Below are 2,479 nucleotides of genomic sequence, written 5' to 3' on the forward strand. Positions count from 1 at the left end.
CCCAGAGGCTTCGACCGCTGGCGTTACCACCAGTAGCCGCTCCGAGTGCTTCCGGCTGGAGCAATCGTTGCCGGGTGGAGATCACTCCCTCTCCACTGGGCGATGCACCCTTTTCACGGCGCACGAGATATGCAGGTTAAACTCTCCTGATTCAGGCGCTGCCTAGCGCACAGTATGGACCTATCCGACTCCCACCTGGTCCCGCTTCGGCCCCTCGCAGGGCAGCGGTCGGTCCGCTCGGGGCCAACCCGAGCTCCCGGCCAAGTGGGCCTCCCGTGTTGATGCATCGTCCTTTGCCCGCATGCCCTCGCCCAATACCCCGGCGGCTATCCCCAGTGCTTCGATTGCTCTCCTTCCCAGGGAGACAACGGCCTTCGCTTCTTTCTCACGAGCTCGGCGTCCGCATTGCCGGTTTCGAGGCTTTGTTCAGCGTTCACTTTCCTTAGGGCCTGCTTGCTCGCTGACCCGCTTCCCGGGCCTTTTCCCCCAGAGGCTTCGACCGCTGGCGTTACCACCGGTAGCCGCTCCGAGTGCTTCCGGCTGGAGCAATAGTTGCCGGGTGGAGATCACTCCCTCCCCACTGGGCGATGCACTCTTTTCACGTCGCACGAGATATGCGGGCTAGAGCCATGCAGGCTAAAGCCCACGAGAAGCCGCCCCGCAGGGAATCCGCGCATTGCTCAGAGTCGCCCAGTAGACCCCTGCCTCGTAGAGCACGTTTCCGGTCGCCGGTACAAAAGGGGCCTTCGGATCGGTCCGCAGGGCATCCACCACGTCGCGGGGAGGCAGCGATTGGACAAAGACACGCGACGAGCGAAGTTCGGTCCCTGCCGGCAAGACCCGTTCGCCGTGCAAGCGGATCGGCTCGGTCAGGACGAAGCCAAAACGGGAAGGCCGGACCCTGACCGGCTGGGAGGAGAGCAACGGGTCGCTGGAGCGACACGGAAGGTCAATCGCGCAAGCGGGTGCGAAAGCAAGGCGAGTTCCGGTTCCGCATCCAGCCTCTGCCAGCGCAGCGGTCACCAGACAGAAAAGAGCCGTTTGTGCCTTATCCATCGCGTAACCATCGATCGTATTAGGACGATGGGAGGCCATCGCCGCCTACTATTCTATGCAAAAGGAGATGACCCGGAGGAAAGATAAGGAGGAGCCGGTGCATCGCCGTCCGGCGCTCTGGGAAAGGGGAATGGCCAGCTTCTTGGAAGCCGTGGCTCTGTTGGCTCTCTCCTTCTCGGTCGCGAGGAGGTGGGGCGATCTTCTCTTTCTGTTTCTCTATCCCGCCTGGTGCGGTCTCTGGGAGGCGAAGATCCGCTCCCGGCCCCTTCACTGGCTGCTGGGGTGGCATCTTGCGCCCTTCGGCCGTTTTTCTGTCGGGCGGTCGCTGGCGCGCGGGTTTCTCCGCGTGCTCTTTCCCTTCCTGCACGTCGGTTGGCGCCGAGTCACTCTCTTTGACCTCTGCACCCGGTGCCGATGGATGGTTTCTGCTCCCATCAGAAAGCTCCCCGCACGAGACGCCGAGGAAAAACCGGTGGGTTACCGGTAGAGCGCCGGCGTCCCGGCTTTTTGACGCACGGCGAGAATCTGCTCAATCAGGGAGACTTCCTTTTGTCGGACTTCGCGCGCCTGGGTCAATTCGCCCTCGGAAAGCCGATAGAAGTCGGATTGGCTCCCGAGACGGCTCTCCGTCCGCATGTGGGTTACGTCTTGGACGAGTTGATGCCGCGCCCTCTCCAGATCCTCGAGCTTCGCTTCCAATTGGAGCAGCACCTCCGTCATCCGGTTGTTCTCCATTCCAAGAGTAAGCGCCCGAGCCTCGGTTTGCTCCAGCTTCTCCTCGAGAGCCCGCAATGCGGCTTCGACACCATCCGCCTCGGGTGGCCAGGCCGCGACGCTGACGACGGTGCGCCACGAGCGCAAAGGGCCGAGGAGCAGGGTCTTTTGTTTTGGAGTTCATGCGGCGGCGAGGATGGCCAGACATTGTTTAGGGGTGGAGCAGAATCGTTCGCGGAACTGCGGGAGGGATTGTTCGCCGAGGCGTTCGGAGAGGAGCGAGAGGAGGGCGTTACGGATGAGCGCCAAGTTGGCCAGCAGGTTGGGCTGGCGAGAGCGGGAACGGTCTTCGCCCATCAGGACATCGCGTCGCCAATGATTGCGGATTTCGGCTCCGCCCCAATGTCCTCGGATCAAGTCCAACCATTCTTGGGGCGAATACTGATCCGGTGGCGCGCTGGAGAGGTAGCCTGACTTCCCTTGAGTAGCAGCATAACTTCTTGATGCGGAAGGACAGGCCTTTCCGCTACTGGCTACATGGCTGCCCAGGCCGGCGGCTGGGCGAAGAGCGGGAGCAGACGAAGTTTTTCCAGGAGCCGATTCAGTTCCCGAGGAATCTTGCTCAAAAGACGAACGATCGGCTTGCCTTCCACGGAGAGAACGCCGAGGCGGATCGACTGGAGGCGGCGCAGGAGCGCAGGAACGTGTT

Annotated in this window: 4 protein-coding genes; 1 reads left to right on the forward strand and 3 read right to left on the reverse strand. The window is 62.2% G+C overall.

The features are described 5' to 3' along the window. Window positions 1-636: 636 nt before the first annotated feature. Complete coding sequence (locus A37A_RS17825; RefSeq protein ID WP_155996719.1) at window positions 637-1,056, reverse strand: hypothetical protein; 420 nt, start codon at window positions 1,054-1,056, stop codon at window positions 637-639. A gap of 67 nt (window positions 1,057-1,123) precedes the next feature. On the opposite strand from A37A_RS17825, the gene A37A_RS0114600 reads away from it, so the two are divergent. After that, a complete protein-coding gene (locus A37A_RS0114600) occupies window positions 1,124-1,543 on the forward strand; it encodes a hypothetical protein (RefSeq protein WP_155996720.1) in 420 nt (139 codons plus the stop codon). On the opposite strand, the gene A37A_RS0114605 is transcribed toward A37A_RS0114600, so the two are convergent. After that, entirely contained in the window at window positions 1,534-1,917 is a 384-nt protein-coding gene (locus A37A_RS0114605) for a hypothetical protein (RefSeq protein WP_040889533.1), read from the reverse strand. The two genes, A37A_RS0114600 and A37A_RS0114605, sit on opposite strands and share 10 nt — an antisense overlap. A 33-nt stretch (window positions 1,918-1,950) precedes the next feature. After that, window positions 1,951-2,193, reverse strand: coding sequence for a DDE transposase family protein (locus A37A_RS19715; protein WP_081616336.1), 243 nt, complete (start codon window positions 2,191-2,193; stop codon window positions 1,951-1,953). Between the last annotated feature and the right edge of the window lie 286 nt (window positions 2,194-2,479).

It is taken from the genome of Verrucomicrobium sp. 3C (assembly GCF_000379365.1).
Lineage (GTDB): Bacteria > Verrucomicrobiota > Verrucomicrobiia > Methylacidiphilales > Methylacidiphilaceae > Methylacidimicrobium.